Raw genomic sequence first — 16,159 nt, forward strand, 5'->3', positions numbered from 1 at the left:
CTGGCCGCGGAATCCGCACGTATCGGGCAGTGGACAGTTAACCGCGGGGCTCGACGAGGACCAGCCAGTTGCCGGTGTCGTCGCGCATGACCGCCTCCACCCCGTAGGGCCGGTCGGACGGCTCCTGCAGGAACGTGACGCCCTTCGCCGACAGCTCCGCGAACGTCTTGTGGCAGTCGTCGACCCGCAGCCCGAGCCCGCCCATCTGGCCCTTCTCCAGCTGACGCCGCACGAACGCGGCCGCCTCCTCGTCCAGCGGCGGGCCGGGGAGCATGAGTGTCACCTCCAGCTCCGGCTGGTTCGGGTGACCGATCGTCAGCCACCGGTATCCATCACCCATCGTGACGTCGACACGAGGCTCGAAGCCGAGCAGGTTCACGTAGAAGTCGCGGGCTTTATCCTGGTCAAGGCAGTACACAGTGACCAGCGAGACGTTCGTAATCATGCCGCGGACGTTACTGACCGTCAGTCTTCGGGTGCTTCTCCAGAATTGCGGCGCTGCAGCACGCCGTTCATGAACAGGAAGCAGCCGGGAATGTGCGGGGCGCCGCGGGCCGCCCAGCGGTCCCGGTAGGCGGTCGGGCTCTCCCCCACGATCGCGGTGAACTTGGCCGAGAACGAGCCCAGGCTGCTGAAACCGACCGTCATGCAGATCTCGGTGACGGTCAGGTTGGCCGAGCGCAGCAGGTCCTGGGCGCGCTCGATCCGGCGGCGGGTCAGGTAACGCATCGGCGTCTCGCCATAGGCCGATTCGAAACAGCGCACGAAGTGATACTTCGAGACGCGCGCGACGGCGGCGACCGCGTCCAGGTCAAGCGGCTCCCGGTAGTGCCGGTCGAGGTGGTCGCGGGCCCGGCGCAGGTGGGCCAGCAGGGGCACGGGCACCTTGGTCTTCACGCCAGCACCATAACGCCGCCGCCGCCGGACAATCACCCGCCGCATTCACACGCATGCACTGCGCTACAGGGGATGTGAAACCTGCCCGGATTCGGTTACGTTGGCCGGACATGCCGTCCAGGTGAGGAGTGCCCAGGGTGTCCCGACGCAGGACCGCTGTCGTGTTGCTGGTGACGTCGCTGCTCGCCCTGACGGCGTGCGGGTCGGACAAGAAACCGGACCACTCGGCCGCCCTGCCCGCCACCGGCGCACCCACCGCATCGGCGTCCACGGAACCGTCGCCGCCGCCCGCGTCGCCGTCGGCCAGTCCGTCCACGTCGACGTCGCCGACCAAGAAGCCGTCACCGAAGCCGAGCGCGTCCACGGTGCAGGGCCCCGAGGGCACATTCGTGATCCGCCCGCCCGGCACCGGTCACGGCGCCGCCGGGTCGCAGAGCCGCACCGGCACCACCGCGGTCGCGCTGACGTTCGACGACGGACCCGACCCGGTCAACACCCCGAAGATCCTCGACCTGCTGCGCGAGAACGGCGTGAAGGCCACCTTCTGCCTGGTCGGCTTCCGCGCCCGGGACAACCCGGACCTGGTCCGTCGCATCGCCGCCGAGGGGCACACCCTGTGCAACCACTCGTGGCAGCACCTGACGGACCTGGCGAAGAAGGACCCGGGATACATCGACTGGGACCTCAAGAAGACCAACGAGGCGATCCGGGCCGCCGCCGGCCCCAACACCCCGATCAGGTACTTCCGGGCGCCCGGCGGCAACTTCACCTCCGGCCTGATCGCGAAGGCGAAGGACATGGGGATGGCGTCGATCTACTGGGACGTCGACCCGGCGGACTGGAACCACTCGAAGGACGCCAACGACGACGCGCACATCAAGCGGGTCATCGCCGACGTGAAGAAGCAGGTCCGGCAGGGCTCGATCGTGCTGTCCCACGACAACAAGCAGCCGGACTCGATCATCGCCTACAAGACCCTGATCCCGTTCCTGAAGCAGTACTTCACGCTCGAGGCACTCTAAGGACTGAGCCGCTCGTCCAGGGCGGCCAGGTCAGGCAGGAACCACGCGTCGCGACGGCGGTTGGACTCGCGGACCAGGTCGCGCAGCGCGGTGCTGGCCTCGACCGGCGCGGTGATGTCACCGACGACGGCGAGCCGCAGCCGGTAGTTGACCAGCTTCTGCAGGACCTCCCCCGCCACGCCGGTGCGCAGCGTCCAGAACTCGGGCGCGACCCGGACGGCCGGCACGACCAGCAGGTCGACCCCGTGATCCAGGGCGGCGCCGACGAGGTCGCCGGCGTCGAGCTCGGTGCCGACGGCCGGGCCGTCCTCGGACAGGATCAGCGTCGGGATGCCGTGCAGGGTCGTGACGGTCGGGTCCATGCCGGCGATTGTTCCCTCATCGCACGACCCGGTGCAGCCCAATTCCCGTGAGCGCCCCGCGCACCACGTCGGCGGTCATGAAGGTGGCGAAGGGCTGGCGCCGCCGGTCCGTCGGCGAACCCGGATTCAGCAGGCGCAGGCCGCCGGGGGTCACGGTGTCCCACGGGATGTGGGAGTGGCCGAAGACGAGCAGGTCCCGCCCCGGGAAGCGGGCCTCGCACCGCTGCTCACGGCCGGTCGCCGGGCCCGTCTCATGGACGACCGCCACCCGGAGCCCGTCCAGCTCGACGTCCGCCACCTCCGGCAGCCGCGCTCGCAGTCCCGGGCCGTCGTTGTTGCCGTACACCCCGACCAACCGGACGCAACGTGACTCCAGACGATCCAGGAACGCCTCATCGACCCAGTCCCCGGCATGCAGGACGACGTCGGCGTCCTCGACGGCGGTCCAGACCGCTGCCGGCAGGTCGCGGGCCCGCTTCGGGACATGGGTGTCGGCGATGAGGACGAGCTTCATCGTTTGGTGACCACGGTGCCGGCGAGCTTGTCCCCCAGGGTCTGCCGCTTGCCGTCCCACAGCGGGAACAGCACGCCGACGAAACTGACCACGTCAGCGGCGTGCGCGAGGTCGCGGACGAGTGCCGCGCCGGCACCGATGGGTCGCTCGGTCCCCTCCGCGACGAGATCCAGGCCGAGGAGCCGCTTGCCCCAGCTCTGTCCCCGGCCGCCGAGGAACCACCGGTTGTAGCCGATCCAGGCGAGGCCGGCCAGCAGGAACAGGTACAGGTACACGCCATACGTCCCGTCGCCGTTGTTGCCGATGACGGCGCCGGCGCCGAGCAGCGCCAGGTACGGGATCGCGTCGATGACGGCGGCGCCGACGCGCTCGCGCCAGGTGGCGAGGTTCAAAGGGCTCACCGTCGTCACGGTAGGCGCATGACATCCGTCATGGGGTCCCGGGTGACGGCACACAGATCCGCCGCGGTGGATACCGGGCGATGCTCTTGCCATGACGAACGCAGCTGTCCAGTTGACCGGCCTCACGAAACGGTTCGGTGCGCTCACCGCCGTGGACGGGCTGGACCTGACGATCCGCCGGGGTGAGGTCGTCGCGCTCCTCGGCCCGAACGGCGCCGGCAAGTCCACGACGATCGACATGCTCCTCGGACTCCAGCGCCCCGACGCCGGCACGGTCCTGCTGGACGGGCAGTCCCCCGCCAAGGCCATCGCCAAGGGCACCGTCGGCGCGCTGCTGCAGAGCGGCGGACTGCTGCCGGACCTCACCGCGGGCGAGACGGTCCGCCTCACCGCCGCGTTGCAGCAACGCTCGCGGCCGGTACGGGACGTGCTTGACCGAGCCGGTGTCACCGAGTTCGCCAACCAGCGGGTCGGTGGCCTCTCCGGCGGGCAGCAGCAGCGGATCCGGTTCGCGATGGCCCTCGTCGCCGACCCGGAGCTGCTGGTCCTGGACGAGCCGACGACCGGCATGGACGTCGAGACCCGCCGCGGCTTCTGGACCACGATGCGCCAGGAGACCGCGCAGGGCCGCACAGTGCTGTTCGCCACGCACTACCTCGACGAGGCCGACGCATACGCGGACCGCATCGTCCTGCTGCGCGCCGGGCAGGTCATCGCCGACGGCACCGCCGCCCAGATCAAGGCGGCCGTCACCGGCCGGACCATCCGCGCCACCCTCCCCGGCGCCGACCTCGTCGGCCTCGCCGCGCTGCCCGGCGTCGACCGGGTCGAGACCCGCGGCGACGTGGTCATGCTGCACTGCGACGACTCCGACACCGCACTGCGATCCCTGCTCAGCAGCACCGACGCGCACGACGTCGAAGTCACCGCGCGCAACCTCGAAGACGCCTTCATCGCCCTCACCGCAGCCGGGAGCAGCAAGTGAACACCACCTACCTCCGCATGGAGATCGTCCGCCTGGTCCGCAACAAGCGGGTTGTCATCTTCTCGATGCTCATGCCGGCCCTGCTCCTGCTCATCATCGGCGGCGTCTCCGTCGGCGGCGACCCCGACGCCAAGAAGTACGTCATGGTCAGCATGGCCCTGTTCGGCGCGATGACCGCCGCCCTCACCAGCGGCAGCACCATCGCCGTCGAACGCGGCATCGGCTGGAACCGCACCCTGCGCCTCACGCCGCTCTCGCCCGGCGGGTACGTCGTCAACAAGGTCATCGTCGCGCTCCTGGTCGCCGTCCCGCCGGCCGTCGTCACGTTCCTCGTCGGCGCCCTGGGGCTGCACGTCCGGCTCACCGCGACCGAGTGGGTCCTCTGCTTCGTCGGCGCCTGGCTGTCGGCGCTGCCCTTCGCGGCACTCGGCGTCGTCATCGGCTACCTCGCCAAGCCCGACGGCGTCCAGCAGGTCACGGCGCTGCTCAACCTGACCCTCGCCGCCTTCGGCGGGCTCTGGGTGCCGGTCTCGCTCATGCCGGGCTTCATGCAGCAGATCGCGAAGCTGACCCCCTCCTACTGGACCGGGCAGGTCGCCCGCAGCCCCCTGGACCACGGCCACGTCGACGTCCAGGCGATCCTCGTCCTCGGCGGCTGGACCGTCGCGCTCGCCCTGGTCGCGCTGCGCCGGTTCCGCGTCGACACCGCCCGCGCCTGAGTCGTCGGTACCGTGTCCGACATGAACACCAACACCAGCCGCCGCCCCTTCTGGTTGTGGGCGGCGGTCTGGCTGTTCTACATGGTCAACCCGATCAGCGACGCGTGGCACCGCCCCGAGGTCTGGGAGCGGGTCGTCGGCCTCACCGCCGCCATCGGCTTCTGCGTGGTCTACCTGCTGTCCTTCATCTCGGCCCGCGCCGCCCTCAGACGCACCGGCGCCGTCCTGCGACTGCCCGAGGCGCTGGTGCGGCTCGGCGTCATGGTGGCCCTGATGACCGTGCTGACCGTCATCGTCGGCGAGTCCGGCCTGACCGCGCTGGTCTACGTCGGTGTGATGGCCGTGTTCACCTTCGAGCCGCGCATCGCCTGGACCGTCGCGGGCGCCGCAGCGGTGACGGCGGCGGTCCTGCCACGGTTCGTGCCCGGCTGGCACAGCGACATCGACGTCACCTTCGCCGTCCTGGTCGCCGCCCTCGCCGTCTGGGGCCTCATTCGCTTCATGCAACGCAACGCCCAGCTCGCCGAGGCCCGCGAGGAGATCACCGAGCTCGCCGTCGCCGCCGAACGCAACCGCTTCGCCCGCGACCTGCACGACCTCCTCGGCCACTCCCTCACCGTCGTCTCCGTCAAGAGCGAGCTCGCCGCGCGCCTGGTCCGCATCGCCCCGGACCGCGCCGAGGCCGAGCTCGCCGACATCCAGCGCCTGGTCCGCGAGGCGCTCGTCGACGTCCGCGCCGCCGTGTCCGGATACCGGGAGATGTCCCTGGCGACGGAGCTCGCCTCGGCCCGCAGCGCCCTGGACGCCGCCGGCATCGAGGCGGAGGTGCCCCTCACGGCCGAGGCCGCCGACCCCGACCGGCAGCAGCTCTTCGCCTGGGTCGTCCGCGAAGGCGTCACCAACGTGATCCGCCACAGCGAGGCGAAACACTGCTGGATCCGCCTCGAACGCACCGCCGTCGAGATCAGCGACGACGGCCGCGGCCCGGCCACCTCGGAGCACCCCACCGGCCACGGCCTCGACGGCCTCCGCGAGCGGGTCGACTCCGCGGGCGGCACCCTGACCATCGGCAACCGCGAGGGCGGCGGCTTCGTCCTGCGCGCCTCCACCTGAGCGGCGCCGCGACCCATGACCTACCACCTGATCGACGAACCACCAGCCGGCACGATCACCCACGCCACGCTCGTCGCCTTCCTGCCCGGCGGCGCGTGCGCCGCCCTGCTCGGCCCGACCCTGATGGGCGACCCCGTCCTGCCCGGCGAGTCGATCGACCTCGACGCGAGCGTCCGCATCCCGCTGCGCCAGGCCGGATTCCGGCGGCAACGGGTGCGCGCCTTCGCCCTTCCGGTGGCGGGCGTGGCGCACGCGCGAAGCGGCAACGAGGCCGGGTCGACCGCGTGGGTGGACCGACCTCGATAGCACTCGAATGCGGTTGCCGCCTGCCGTCGCGAGGGGCAGGCTGCGACCGGTGGACCACTCTCCGCCCTCCGACCCGCCACGGCAGCGGTTGCCACCTGCCCGCGCGAAGGGCAGGCTGCGGCCGGTGGACCACTCTCCGCCCTCCGCCCCGCCACGGCGCCCGACCACCCCGGACGCGACGGGGACTGCCGTTGACCGGTCACGACAGCCGACCGGCGTGGACGGGGTCACGGCGGACAGACGACGGCGGGCTGCGGTCGTCGCGGCCGCGCCGGCAGCGGTCCGGGCGAAGGCCGAGGCCGTCGGAGCGCACGACTGGCTGCGGGGTCTGCCTGAGCTCGTCGCCGAGATCGAGGAGGACTGGGCGGTCAGCGTCAGCCGGGTGTACGGCGACGCCACCGAAGCCCTGGTCGCCGAGGTCACCATGGCCGACGGCTCGCCCGCGGTGCTGAAACTGCTCGTGCCGCGCCCCGGCAACGCCGCCGCCAACGAGATCACGGTGCTGCGGCTGGCCGACGGCGACGGCTGCGCCCAGCTGCTGCGCCACGACGTCGCCCGGGACGCGCTGCTGCTGGAGAAGCTCGGCCCGAGCCTGTTCGAACTTGGACTGCCCGTCGACCAGCGCCTCGAGATCCTCTGCGACGTGGCGAGCCGGGTGTGGCGACCAGCACCGGACGCTGGACTCCCGACGGCCGCGACCAAGGGCGCACGGCTCGGCACGCTCCTGCCCGCCCTCTGGGAGCGGCTCGGCCGCCCCTGCGCCGAACGCACTATCGCCCACGCACTGGCCTGCGCCGAACGCCGGGTCGCCGCCCACGACGACGAACGGGCCGTCCTCGTCCACGGCGACGTCCACCAGTGGAACACCCTGCGAGGCGCGGACGGGTTCCGGCTCGTCGACCCCGACGGGCTGCTCGCCGAGGCCGAGTACGACCTCGGTGTCCTGATGCGCGAGGACCCTGTCGAGCTGATGGCGGCCGATCCCCGCCACCGGTCCCGTTGGCTCGCCGCCCGCACCGGCCTCGACGAGACCGCGATCTGGCAGTGGGGCGTCGTCGACCGCGTCATGACCGGCCTGGTGCTCACCCAGGTAGGCCTCCAGCCCGTGGCCGCCCAGATGCTCAACGCCGCCGACACCATCGCCACTATGCCCATCTGACCGTCCCTCTTCCGCCGCTGCCGTGCTCGGCGCCTGCCTTCGCTCCGCTCGCTTGCGCTCATCCGCGCCGCCCGGGGCGCCCGTCCACGCACGCCCGCCCACGCACGTCACTGCGGCGGTGGACCGGACGGTGCGGGCGCGAAACGCACGCCCGCCCAGGCCCGCCCACGCATGGCCCCCGCCCACGTACGGCCCGCCCACGCACGAACGCACGCCCGCCCAGGCCACTCACACACGCCTGCCCAGGGCCGCCCATGCACGGCCCCGCCCACGTACGGCCCGCCCACGCACGAACGCACGCCCGCCCAGGCCCGCCCAGGCCCACCCAGGCCACTCACACACGCCTGCCCAGGGCCGCCCATGCACGGCCCCGCCCACGCACGGCCCGCCCACACACGCCCAGGCCTGCCCAGGCCGCCCACGCACGGCCCGCCCACACACGCCCACGCACGGCCCCGCCCACGCACGCCCAGGCCTGCCCAGGCCGCTGACGCACGCCCGCCCAGGCCCGCCCACGCACGCCGCCCACGCACGCCGCCCGATTGCGCTGTCGACACGACGCCCGATCGCGCCGTCGAGGTGACGCCACCCGGGTCGTCCCGGGTGGGTCACCGTCGGACCCATCGCGGCGTGCGGTGGTCAGGCGTGCGCGAGCATGACACGGGCGGCGACGTTGCGGGTGGCGATGCCGAGCCTCGTCTTCGGGATCAGCATCGCCGTGGCCAGACCAACGGCGCGCTGCTTGGCGTCGGTGTGGGTGCGGTGGGCTGCCTCATACGCCATGAATGCCGACGTGTGGTCGGACCTGCTCGCGGCCAGAGCGGCGGCGAGCGTGTGCGCGCCGGCCATCGCGAGGCTGGAGCCGTCGCCGAACAGGGACACGCAGGAGGCCGCGTCGCCGAGCAGCGCCACCCGCCCGTGCGACCAGGACGGCAGGCGGACCTGACTGACCGAGTCGAAATAGAGGTCCGGGGTCGACCCCAACCGCTCGAGCAGCTCCGGCACTCGCCAGCCGGCACCGGCATAGGCCTGAGTGACGATGCGCTTGTGCTGGGCGGTGTCGCGGTGGTCGAAGCCGTCGACCATCGGACCGCGGAAGATGAAGGCGGCCATCGGCCGGCCCGTCGACGGGTGGATCGACACGAGGCGGCCCGGCGTGTTGTGCATCAGGACGTCGTGCGGATATTCGGCCGGACCGTCCAGTGGCATGGTCGCCACCCAGACGCCCATGTGCCGCACGAAGTCCCGCTCCGGGCCGAAGACGATCCTGCGCACGGCGGAGTGCAGCCCGTCGGCGCCGACGACGAGGTCGAAGCGGCGCGGTGCGGCCCGCTCGAACGTCACGTCGACGCCCCCGCGGTCCTGACTCACCGACGTGACGGTGTCGTCCCACAGCAGCTCGGCGTCGTCGCGGGCGACGGCCTGCAGGATCGCGGCCAGGTCACCGCGCGGCAGCTCGACCTCCTGGTTGCCGGCCGCGCTCTTCGAGGTCGGCATCGGCATCCGACCGGCTGGGCGGCCCTTGGCGTCGATGACGAGCATCGACGTGGCGTGGGTGGCCGCCGCGCGCAGCTGCGGCATGATGCCCAGCTCCTCGGCGACGGGCAGGGCCGGGCCGCGCACGTCGACCGGGTTGCCGCTGGAGCGCAGCCCACCGGCGCGCTCCACGATCGTGGGGCGGAACCCGTGGCGGGCCAGGAAGTAGGCGAGGGTCGGGCCGGCTACGCCGGCGCCGGAGATGAGGACGGTGGGAGGAGTCATGGGACGACCATAGCTGCATTGAGTGCAGAAATGCAATGAGTGCAAGACGACACTTGATGCGGTACGATGACCGCATGACCCTGCGTGACCGCAAGCGCGCCCGCATCCGGCAGTCCCTCGTCGACGCCGCGACGGAGCTGTTCGAGCGGGACGGCTATGAGGGCACGACGGTCGCCGACATCGCCGCGGCGGCGGACATCGGCACGCGCACCTTCTTCAGCTACTTCGCCAGCAAGGAAGAGCTGCTCTTTCCCGAAAGCGACCGCCGGGTCCAGGCGTGCGTCGACGCGATCGCGGCCCGCGGACCTGCCGACACCCCGGTCGAGGTGCTGGTCCGCGCCTTACATCTGACCGGCGCCGACAACGACGACCTGACCGACCGGCTGGCGGCGCTGCGGATGCGGCTGATCCGGGAGGTGCCGGCGGTGCGGGGGCGCGGGCTGCAGCTCCAGATGGACGCCCAGCAGCAGATCGCGGCGCACCTGGCCGAGGCGTTTCCCGAAGAGCTGGACAAGGTCAGAGCGGGCGCGCTGGTCGGAGCGTTCGTCGGCGCGGTGACCGGGGCGGTGCAAGTCGTGATTGAGGACTTACCGGCGCATCACGACCCGAAAGAACTTCGGTCGGCGGTCGAGGAGGCCACGAGCATGGCGCTGCAGCCCTGGATGGCACACCGGGCCCGCTGAAGGCACCACCTGGTGCGACACGCCCGCGACAGCGACCCGGGCCAGGGCCGGTGCGGCAGCGACCGTTCCGGCAGCGAGCGCTCATGCTCGCGGAGCAGCGGCAGCGAAGACCCCGGACGGGTGACCTGGCAGGAGCCGTCAGGCATGATCGTGGCAAGGTGGCAGGGACCCGCCGCGCGCACCGAAGCGCGTGGCGGCGGATCAGACAGAGGGGGACGAACCGTGAACAGCTTCTTCGATCGGGTGAAGGATCTCGCGGACCAGCACGACGACAAGGTCGACGCGGCGCTGGAGAAGGTCGGCGACTTCGTCGACGACAAGACCGGCGGGAAGCACTCCGAGCACATCGACAAGGCCGTCGACGCCGCCCAGCAGCACACCGGCGAGGGCGACACCACCAAGAACTAGGACCGAAGACCAAAGCCGAGGACCGAAGACCAAAGCCGAGGACCGAAGACCAAAGCCGAGGGCAGAAGCTCAGAGCCGAGGGCCAGAAGCCCAAAGCCAGGAGCCAGGAGCCGGAAAGCGGACCTACCCCGCGGCCTTCTTCGCCGCCGAGTACGCCAGGTGCAGGAAATCGGCACCGGCGACCGCGCTTGCCACGCCCATGCCGAAGCGGGTCAGTCGTGGGGCGAACACGAGGCCGGCGCCGAGGCCGGACGCGACCCACACCGCGGTGCAGAACGGGCAGGTCAGCAGCTCGCCGAGGGCGTGCTGGACGCCGTGGCCGCGGGGGCTCTCGTTGAGCTCCGCGGAGCCGGCCGGGCTCTCGAACTGGGTGACGGGGGCGCGCAGCGGGCTGGTGATCGTGTCCTTGGTGATGAGCCGGGACACCTTGTGCGTCGAGACCGCCAGCAACGCCAGGTCAAAGGCCGAGGGCCGCTCCGGGAGGTGCTTTCCGGTGAGTTTGGCAACACCTGCCGCGGCGGCCACGGCGGTGGTGAAGACGGCCATGACGGTGGCGTACCCGCGCAGGGGACGCTCATCGGTTGCCTTCCGCGCGTACGTGGACGCTGCCCGGGCATCGATGTCTGCCATAGGGCCCGGCCTACCCGAACCGTACGAGCGGCAAACCAGGTGATCGTCTCGGGTACGATGACTCTGCAACGTCGACCCCCGCGCCGCGACCACCACCGTCAGCGCCGGGCAGGACGACCCCTCAGACGTTCGGAGACTTCATGGCGGTCCGCCGCCTCATCCCTTCATCCTCCTCGGCGACCTTCGCCGATCTCGGCGTCCCCGCACCGCTCGTCGCGGTGCTCGCTGCCAACGGCGTAACCGAGCCGTTCCCGATCCAGACGGCCACGCTGCCCGATGCGATCGGCGGCCGGGACGTCCTCGGTCGGGGCCGCACCGGCTCCGGCAAGACGTATGCCTTCGTGCTGCCCGTGCTGATCCGGCTCGCCGCGAGCCGCACCCGCAACCCGCGCCGTCCCGGCCGGCCGCGGGCGCTGGTGCTCGTGCCGACCCGTGAGCTCGCGACGCAGGTCGAGGCCGCGATGGCGCCGCTCGCGCAGGCGTTGTCGCTGCGCACGCAGGTCGTGTTCGGTGGGGTCGGCGCCAACCCGCAGATCTCTGCGTTGCGCGCGGGCGTCGACGTGCTCGTCGCCTGCCCCGGCCGGCTCGACGACCACGTCCGGTCCGGTCACGCCCGCCTCGACGACATCGAGGTCACCGTCCTGGACGAGGCCGACCACATGGCCGACCTGGGCTTCCTCCCGGTGGTCCGCCGGCTGCTGGACGCGACGCCGTCCAACGCGCAGCGGCTGCTGTTCTCGGCGACCCTCGACGCCGGCGTGGACGTGCTCGTCCGCCGGTATCTGACCGACCCGGTGACGCACAGTGTCGACCCGGTGTCGGCGCCGCCGGTCGACATGACCCACCACGTGCTGCACCTGCGCGACGAGGACCGGTTCCCGGTGCTGGTCGAGCTGACCGCGGCGCCGGGGCGCACGGTCGTGTTCACCCGGACGAAGCGCGGTGCCAAGACCCTCGCCAAGAAGCTGGTCGCCGCCGGCGTCCCGGCCGTGGAGCTGCACGGCAACCTCGCGCAGAACGCGCGCGACCGCAACCTGACCGCGTTCTCCGACGGCAGCGCCCGCACGCTGGTCGCGACCGACATCGCCGCGCGTGGCATCCACGTCGACGACGTCGCGCTGGTCATCCACGCGGACCCGCCCGCGGAGCACAAGGCGTATCTGCACCGCTCGGGCCGCACGGCCAGGGCCGGCGCCAGCGGCACCGTGGTCACGCTGATGACCGACAAGCAGACCGGTGACGTGCGCCAGCTGGCCCGGGAGGCCGGCATCAAGCCGACGATCACCAAGCTGCGGCCCGGTGACTCGCTGCTGACCGAGCTCGCACCGGGTGTGCGCACCTTCCACGAGCCGCCCGCCGAGCCCGTCGCCGTGCCCCGTCAGGGTCGCGGCCGGGCCCGGGACGCGTTCGACGACGATGCCGCACCGCGCACCGCCGGCCGGCGCTCCGGTCGCCGCAGAGGCACCGCCGCAACCTCCGAAAGTGCCACAAGCACAAGCAGCGTTGGTACGACCAGCGCCTCCGACGCACGCGGCACCACCCGACGGACCACAGCGACCGCGACCGGTGAACGTACCGCTCGCGGCGGCCGCTCCGACAGCGGCGCCCGGCGGGGCCAGGCGGCCACCGAAGGCACCAGCCGACGCGGCACGGCCGAAACCACCGGCCGACGCGACAGCACCGGCCAGCGGGGCACGGCCGAAACCACCGGCCGGCGCGCCACGGGTGACGGCACCAGCCGACGCGGCACAGGTGACGCGGGCCGCTCCGGCAGCACCGCGGCACGCCGCGCCGGGGACGACATCGTGCACACCTCCGAGTCCGGCGGCGGGCGTCCACGCGGTCGCCGGCCGTCCAACCAGCGGGAAGGTCAGCGCCAGCCGTCCACGGCGACCGGCGCCGGGGCCACCGGCGGGGGCGCGGCGAAGACCGGCGGCACGGCGGCGGCAACGGGCCGACCGGCGGGCGCCGCGGCGTTCTCCTCGCAGACCAGGGTCGGCCGCCGCAGCGGACGGTGAGCGCCAACCGCAACGGACGGTGAACGACCGATCGCAACGGACGGTGAAAAGACCAACCGCAGCGGACAGTAAAGATCCACCGCAGCGGACGGTGAGAACCAACCGCAGCGGACGCCGACAAACCAACCGCAGCGGACGGTGAGCGCCAACCGCAACGGACGGCCACAGCACCGAAGGACCGTGACAAGCCACGGCGCCGGACGGTGACAGGCCACCCCAGCGGACAGCGACCGCAACCGACCACGGAAGTCGTGAACGACCCGGCGGACCCGCCGGGTCGTTCGCATATCAAGGGCAGAAGCCCGGATCAGACGGGCAGGCCCCAGCGGACCAGCACCCGCTCCGCGCGGTACGGATCCACCTTCACCGACACCCGCTGCCCGATCCCGGCCTGCGCCGAGGCGTGCAGCGGCAGCATCGTCTCGACGGTGACCGGGTAGGGCGGCTTCCCGGCGTGCTCGACGAGCAGGTTCAGCCGCACCAGCGGCACCATGTTGATCCGCGTGCCGGTGTCGACCAGCCCGAGGATCGTCGCCGCGCCGGGGGTGCCGGTCCGCTCGAGCTCCAGGTCCGCGGTCTGCGCCTGCATGCTGAGCTGCGCCTGCTGCATCTGCGCCATACCGGCCCGCATCTGGGCGGCCGGGTCGTGCGTGGCGTCGATCGCCCGCGCCTGCTGGTTCAGCTTGCGCAGGTCACCGAAGAGGCCCATGGGGTCAGACCTGGCCGAAGAGGTTGCCGTAGTGCACGGCGAGCTGGGTGTCGCCACGCATGCGGGCCGGCCAGCCGGTCGCGGCCTCGTTCCACGAGTCGGCGGGCACACCGAAGGACTGCGCCTTGAGGACCAGGCCGTCGGCGTTGAGGCCCTCCTGGGAGGCGGCCTTGGAGATGCGGGCGTACATGGTCAGGTCGACGCCGGCGATCGGGGTGAGCCGCGGGTCGTCGGCGGCGATGCCGGTCGCGACCGGGGCACCGTAGGCGTTGGCCGCGCCGTAGCCCTGCATGCCGTACGCGGCCTGCTGCTGCGCGGCGTAGGCCTGCGCGGCGGCGCTGGTCTGCTGCGCCTGGGCGACCATGCCCGGGGCGGCGGCGACGACGTTCTTCATATCCTTGAACTGCTTGAAAAGTCCCATGTCTCCCTCATCTGTCGTGCTGTCCCGCAAGACGGTAGGGATCCGGTTCAGCGCGCAGCGTCAGGAAAGCGATCAACGCACTGTCACCAACCCGCACAGTGCGCTGGACCACAAGCAAGCACAAAAGCGACCACGAAAGCGACCACGAAAGCGACCAACAAAGCTCAGGACGGGGCCCCGGCCGCCGAGGTTGGTTGGCATGGCACGGGAACGCACGGAGGCCGCCCGGCAGATCGCCGAGCTGCTCAAGACCGCCCGTGAGGCGCTCGGGCTGAGCCTGGCGTTCATGACCCGGCTGGACGACACGACCCAGCACCTGGAGGTGGTGGAGTCGGCGCTGCCGCTGCTGTTCCGCGACGGGGCGAAGCGCCCTCGGGCGAACTCGTTCTGCCAGAGCATCATGGACGGCAAGCTGCCCGCGGTGATCCCGGACGTCACGAAATTCCCCGAGGCGATGCAACTGCCGGCGGCCCGGATGCCGCGGATCCGCAGCTACGTGTCGGTGCCGGTGGTGCTCAGCGACGGCTCCGTCTACGGCACGTTCTGCGCCGCCGGGTTCGGCGCCGACAAGCAGCTGTCCAAGCGCGACAAGGCGCTGATGGAGGTGCTGTCCCAGGCGGCCGCGATGATCATCGAGCCGGACTTCCGCAAGCGGGAGCTGCACGCCGAGATCGGCCACCGGCTCGGCCCGGTCATCGACGCCGGCGGGCCGGTCGTCGTGCTGCAGCCGATCGTCGCCGTGGGGACCGGGCGGCGGATCGGGGCGGAGGCGTTGAGCCGCTTCCCGCGGGAGTGGGACCGCGCGCCGGACGTGTGCTTCGCCGAGGCGCACGAGATCGGCGCCGGCGACCGCCTGGAGATCCTTGCCCTGCAACGGGCGGCGGCGCACCTGCCGGAGGTCGACGGCTACGTCGCGATGAACGTCTCCCCGACGACCCTGCTCACCGCCGAGTGTCTCGACCTGCTGGGCCGCCTGCCGTTGGACCGGATCGTGCTCGAGCTCTCCGAACATCAGCAGGTCGAGGACTACGACCTGCTGAAGGCGGTCCTCGCCCCGCTGCGCGGCGGTGGGATGCGGCTGGCGATCGACGACGTCGGGGCCGGGTTCTCCTCGCTGCGGCACATCGTGCTGACCCAGCCGGACGTCATCAAGCTCGACCGCAGCATCGTCACCGGCGTCGGCGCGGACCCCGTGCTGCGGGTCCTCACCAAGTCACTGGTCGAGCTGGCGGCCGCGTGCGGCGCCTCGGTCGTCGCCGAGGGGGTGGAGACCGAGACCGACGCGCTCGCACTCGCCGGCCTCGGCGTCCATCATGGTCAGGGCTGGTTCTACGGACGCCCAGGTGCCGCGTCCGCGCTGCGGCCCAGTTACGCGCTCAGGCAGCCGATCCTGGACGCCCCGACGGCCACGTCGTCGAACCACAGGGTGTCGTCACCGACGCCGTAGCTCTCCCAGCCCAGCCGGAGGTCGGCCACCCGCGGTTGCCACGCCTTCGCCGACCACTGCTGGTCGATGTCGGCGGTCGGCACCCCGTCGACCTGCAGACCCGGCACGGCGGTGCCGTTCAGCCACGTCGACAGCAGCCCGCGACCGTCCACCATGAACTCCACGCAGTTCCACTGCCCGGTCGGCAGCGGCCGGCTCTGCGCGACGCCGGCCGGGCTCTGCGCCGGCAGGGTCGCGTCGTCGGACTCGCGGTTCCACTGCAGGGCGCTGTTCTGCCCGCCGAGGCGCAGGTCCTTGCCGTCCGTGGTGTCCTTCAGCGCCGCGAACGCCACGTGCGCGTCCGGCAGGGCGGTCGAGTGGCGCACGTACAGCCGGCCGTACCACACCGAACCCAGCCCACTGAGATCCTTCGTGGGCTTCACGTAGACGTGGTTGCAGTAGCCCGCCTTGCCGTCGATGCGCACCGACCTGGTGCCGCTGTGGACCACCGAGCTGTCCACTGTGGCCGTTCCGGTGCCCGAGCAGTTGGCGTTGCTGACCGTCCACGCACCGGCGACCGGGCCGCTGGTCTGGCTCTCGAAGCCGTCACAGAACGCCGCGCCGG

18 protein-coding genes and 2 pseudogenes are annotated in these 16,159 nt (G+C 71.8%); 10 read left to right on the forward strand and 10 right to left on the reverse strand.

Translation table 11 applies throughout. The features are described 5' to 3' along the window. Positions 1 to 37: 37 nt before the first annotated feature. A complete protein-coding gene (locus tag Dsi01nite_RS00870; protein WP_203844019.1) occupies positions 38 to 445 on the reverse strand; it encodes a VOC family protein in 408 nt (135 codons plus the stop codon). A gap of 20 nt (positions 446 to 465) precedes the next feature. Further along, positions 466 to 897, reverse strand: a complete 432-nt coding sequence (locus Dsi01nite_RS00875) for a helix-turn-helix transcriptional regulator (protein WP_239135593.1) — start codon at positions 895 to 897, stop codon at positions 466 to 468. A 137-nt stretch (positions 898 to 1,034) separates the two neighbouring features. On the opposite strand from Dsi01nite_RS00875, the gene Dsi01nite_RS00880 reads away from it, so the two are divergent. Further along, positions 1,035 to 1,919 (forward strand): polysaccharide deacetylase family protein, encoded by an 885-nt coding sequence (locus Dsi01nite_RS00880; RefSeq protein ID WP_239135594.1) that lies wholly within the window; start codon positions 1,035 to 1,037, stop codon positions 1,917 to 1,919. Here the strand turns inward: Dsi01nite_RS00880 and Dsi01nite_RS00885 are convergent. From Dsi01nite_RS00885 to Dsi01nite_RS00895, 3 genes are read right to left on the reverse strand one after another with little or no spacing between them, the layout of a single operon-like run. After that, the gene (locus tag Dsi01nite_RS00885; RefSeq protein WP_203844021.1) at positions 1,916 to 2,281 is read right to left on the reverse strand and encodes a DUF4180 domain-containing protein; all 366 of its coding nucleotides are present in this window, start codon (positions 2,279 to 2,281) and stop codon (positions 1,916 to 1,918) included. The genes Dsi01nite_RS00880 and Dsi01nite_RS00885 overlap by 4 nt on opposite strands. A 16-nt stretch (positions 2,282 to 2,297) precedes the next feature. Then, positions 2,298 to 2,795, reverse strand: coding sequence for a metallophosphoesterase family protein (locus tag Dsi01nite_RS00890; protein WP_203844022.1), 498 nt, complete (start codon positions 2,793 to 2,795; stop codon positions 2,298 to 2,300). After that, on the reverse strand, positions 2,792 to 3,196 hold the full coding sequence (locus Dsi01nite_RS00895) for an RDD family protein (protein ID WP_203844023.1): 405 nt from the start codon (positions 3,194 to 3,196) through the stop codon (positions 2,792 to 2,794). Before Dsi01nite_RS00895 ends, Dsi01nite_RS00890 begins: the two co-directional genes overlap by 4 nt. Before the next feature lie 91 nt (positions 3,197 to 3,287). On the opposite strand from Dsi01nite_RS00895, the gene Dsi01nite_RS00900 reads away from it, so the two are divergent. From Dsi01nite_RS00900 to Dsi01nite_RS00920, 5 genes are all read left to right on the forward strand, one after another. After that, positions 3,288 to 4,181: an ABC transporter ATP-binding protein gene (locus Dsi01nite_RS00900; RefSeq protein WP_203844024.1), complete on the forward strand. Its 894-nt coding sequence runs from the start codon at positions 3,288 to 3,290 to the stop codon at positions 4,179 to 4,181. After that, complete coding sequence (locus Dsi01nite_RS00905; RefSeq protein WP_203844025.1) at positions 4,178 to 4,900, forward strand: ABC transporter permease; 723 nt, start codon at positions 4,178 to 4,180, stop codon at positions 4,898 to 4,900. Before Dsi01nite_RS00900 ends, Dsi01nite_RS00905 begins: the two co-directional genes overlap by 4 nt. Before the next feature lie 21 nt (positions 4,901 to 4,921). After that, on the forward strand, positions 4,922 to 6,013 hold the full coding sequence (locus tag Dsi01nite_RS00910; protein WP_203844026.1) for a sensor histidine kinase: 1,092 nt from the start codon (positions 4,922 to 4,924) through the stop codon (positions 6,011 to 6,013). Positions 6,014 to 6,028: 15 nt separating this feature from the next. Continuing rightward, the gene (locus tag Dsi01nite_RS00915) at positions 6,029 to 6,319 is read left to right on the forward strand and encodes a hypothetical protein (protein WP_203844027.1); all 291 of its coding nucleotides are present in this window, start codon (positions 6,029 to 6,031) and stop codon (positions 6,317 to 6,319) included. A 217-nt stretch (positions 6,320 to 6,536) separates the two neighbouring features. Then, complete coding sequence (locus Dsi01nite_RS00920; protein ID WP_239135595.1) at positions 6,537 to 7,478, forward strand: aminoglycoside phosphotransferase family protein; 942 nt, start codon at positions 6,537 to 6,539, stop codon at positions 7,476 to 7,478. A gap of 639 nt (positions 7,479 to 8,117) precedes the next feature. Here Dsi01nite_RS00920 and Dsi01nite_RS00925 read toward each other — a convergent pair. Further along, a complete protein-coding gene (locus Dsi01nite_RS00925; protein WP_203844029.1) occupies positions 8,118 to 9,239 on the reverse strand; it encodes an FAD-dependent monooxygenase in 1,122 nt (373 codons plus the stop codon). Between the two features lie 74 nt (positions 9,240 to 9,313). Here Dsi01nite_RS00925 and Dsi01nite_RS00930 point away from each other — a divergent pair, with 74 nt between their 5' ends. Together Dsi01nite_RS00930 and Dsi01nite_RS00935 are read left to right on the forward strand one after the other, a co-directional pair. Next, positions 9,314 to 9,922 carry a TetR/AcrR family transcriptional regulator gene (locus Dsi01nite_RS00930; RefSeq protein WP_239135596.1) on the forward strand — a complete coding sequence of 203 codons (609 nt, stop codon included), beginning with the start codon at positions 9,314 to 9,316 and terminating at the stop codon, positions 9,920 to 9,922. A 222-nt stretch (positions 9,923 to 10,144) separates the two neighbouring features. Beyond that, positions 10,145 to 10,330 (forward strand): antitoxin, encoded by a 186-nt coding sequence (locus tag Dsi01nite_RS00935; protein ID WP_203844031.1) that lies wholly within the window; start codon positions 10,145 to 10,147, stop codon positions 10,328 to 10,330. Positions 10,331 to 10,453: 123 nt separating this feature from the next. Here the strand turns inward: Dsi01nite_RS00935 and Dsi01nite_RS00940 are convergent, their stop codons facing one another. Next, positions 10,454 to 10,960 (reverse strand): DUF1360 domain-containing protein, encoded by a 507-nt coding sequence (locus Dsi01nite_RS00940; RefSeq protein ID WP_203844032.1) that lies wholly within the window; start codon positions 10,958 to 10,960, stop codon positions 10,454 to 10,456. A gap of 140 nt (positions 10,961 to 11,100) precedes the next feature. Here Dsi01nite_RS00940 and Dsi01nite_RS57040 point away from each other — a divergent pair. Further along, positions 11,101 to 12,543: pseudogene (locus tag Dsi01nite_RS57040) on the forward strand (DEAD/DEAH box helicase); the annotation flags it as partial. A gap of 742 nt (positions 12,544 to 13,285) precedes the next feature. On the opposite strand, the gene Dsi01nite_RS00950 reads toward Dsi01nite_RS57040, so the two are convergent. Then, positions 13,286 to 13,687 (reverse strand): hypothetical protein, encoded by a 402-nt coding sequence (locus Dsi01nite_RS00950; protein ID WP_203844034.1) that lies wholly within the window; start codon positions 13,685 to 13,687, stop codon positions 13,286 to 13,288. Positions 13,688 to 13,691: 4 nt separating this feature from the next. Next, the gene (locus tag Dsi01nite_RS00955) at positions 13,692 to 14,108 is read right to left on the reverse strand and encodes a hypothetical protein (RefSeq protein ID WP_203844035.1); all 417 of its coding nucleotides are present in this window, start codon (positions 14,106 to 14,108) and stop codon (positions 13,692 to 13,694) included. A gap of 199 nt (positions 14,109 to 14,307) precedes the next feature. Between Dsi01nite_RS00955 and Dsi01nite_RS00960 the strand changes: the two genes are divergently transcribed. After that, positions 14,308 to 15,555, forward strand: a complete 1,248-nt coding sequence (locus tag Dsi01nite_RS00960; RefSeq protein WP_203844036.1) for a sensor domain-containing phosphodiesterase — start codon at positions 14,308 to 14,310, stop codon at positions 15,553 to 15,555. Here Dsi01nite_RS00960 and Dsi01nite_RS58810 read toward each other — a convergent pair. Then, positions 15,477 to 16,076, reverse strand: a pseudogene (locus Dsi01nite_RS58810) (cellulose-binding protein); the annotation flags it as partial. The gene Dsi01nite_RS00960 and the pseudogene Dsi01nite_RS58810 overlap by 79 nt on opposite strands. Positions 16,077 to 16,159: the final 83 nt, after the last annotated feature.

Source organism: Dactylosporangium siamense (assembly GCF_016862795.1).
In the GTDB taxonomy this organism is placed as follows: Bacteria; Actinomycetota; Actinomycetes; order Mycobacteriales; family Micromonosporaceae; genus Dactylosporangium; species Dactylosporangium siamense.

Bases quoted from the DNA above. Each gene is read 5' to 3' on its own strand.
- Dsi01nite_RS00890 (WP_203844022.1), bottom strand. From the start codon at position 2,795: ATGAAGCTCGTCCTCATCGCCGACACCCATGTCCCGAAGCGGGCCCGC.
- Dsi01nite_RS00910 (WP_203844026.1), top strand. From the start codon at position 4,922: ATGAACACCAACACCAGCCGCCGCCCCTTCTGGTTGTGGGCGGCGGTC.
- Dsi01nite_RS00885 (WP_203844021.1), bottom strand. From the start codon at position 2,281: ATGGACCCGACCGTCACGACCCTGCACGGCATCCCGACGCTGATCCTG.
- Dsi01nite_RS00950 (WP_203844034.1), bottom strand. From the start codon at position 13,687: ATGGGCCTCTTCGGTGACCTGCGCAAGCTGAACCAGCAGGCGCGGGCG.
- Dsi01nite_RS00900 (WP_203844024.1), top strand. From the start codon at position 3,288: ATGACGAACGCAGCTGTCCAGTTGACCGGCCTCACGAAACGGTTCGGT.
- Dsi01nite_RS00940 (WP_203844032.1), bottom strand. From the start codon at position 10,960: ATGGCAGACATCGATGCCCGGGCAGCGTCCACGTACGCGCGGAAGGCA.
- Dsi01nite_RS00925 (WP_203844029.1), bottom strand. From the start codon at position 9,239: ATGACTCCTCCCACCGTCCTCATCTCCGGCGCCGGCGTAGCCGGCCCG.
- Dsi01nite_RS00960 (WP_203844036.1), top strand. From the start codon at position 14,308: ATGGCACGGGAACGCACGGAGGCCGCCCGGCAGATCGCCGAGCTGCTC.
- Dsi01nite_RS00870 (WP_203844019.1), bottom strand. From the start codon at position 445: ATGATTACGAACGTCTCGCTGGTCACTGTGTACTGCCTTGACCAGGAT.
- Dsi01nite_RS00930 (WP_239135596.1), top strand. From the start codon at position 9,314: ATGACCCTGCGTGACCGCAAGCGCGCCCGCATCCGGCAGTCCCTCGTC.
- Dsi01nite_RS00915 (WP_203844027.1), top strand. From the start codon at position 6,029: ATGACCTACCACCTGATCGACGAACCACCAGCCGGCACGATCACCCAC.
- Dsi01nite_RS00955 (WP_203844035.1), bottom strand. From the start codon at position 14,108: ATGGGACTTTTCAAGCAGTTCAAGGATATGAAGAACGTCGTCGCCGCC.